General features: G+C 44.8%; 2 protein-coding genes. One reads left to right on the plus strand and one right to left on the minus strand.

Translation table 11 applies throughout. The features are described from left to right. Nucleotides 1–231, minus strand: a 231-nt coding sequence (locus AWU74_RS07390) for a bactofilin family protein (protein WP_162505019.1), incomplete at its 3' end; no start/stop codon positions are given. 197 nt (nt 232–428) lie between these two features. Here AWU74_RS07390 and AWU74_RS12840 point away from each other — a divergent pair. Next, nucleotides 429–614 (plus strand): hypothetical protein (locus AWU74_RS12840; RefSeq protein ID WP_238580244.1); only part of this gene is annotated, 186 nt, incomplete at its 3' end.

Raw genomic sequence — 614 nt, forward strand, 5'->3', positions numbered from 1 at the left:
AAGCAGCGAAGCTGCCTGTATATTTCCCGTTACGTTACCCGAAACAACAACGGTATTTGACTTCATCGCACCGACCGTACAGACCGCCGAATTCGCTATTTCGAGATAGCCCGTCGCCTGAATATCTCCCTCAAATTTACCGGCTATCACCAGATTGTCAGTAAATGATAACTCGCCTGAAAACTCGGTTTCTTTGCCGAATACGGTCTTGTTTGTTCTCGCAGCAGCCATTACCCACCTCCGTACCGCACGCGTGCATGGTGCTAATAATATTAGTATCACTGCATCTGCAAAACATTTCTCAGACGTATTTACATTGCATAAAGCGACGCTAATAATTGTCAAACATATAAATATACTGAACGCCGTGACAAGCCTGTTGCAACGAGTGCATGCGTTGTTATTCGCATACATTTGGACTGGCAATAATGAAGCACTTTTTGCACTTCCAGCAAATACCGCTTCTTTGCCGCGTCGGAAGCGCTCCCAGCGATAAATTAAACTGCATAACCGCTGCGTCGCCTGCTGCCGTTTTCTTTAATGCCCAGTCAACAAAGAACGCTTTGACTGTTGTTAAATCCAGCGAAAAAAAACCTCGTTATGTTTATGTTTTC

It is taken from the genome of Treponema endosymbiont of Eucomonympha sp. (assembly GCF_001028545.1).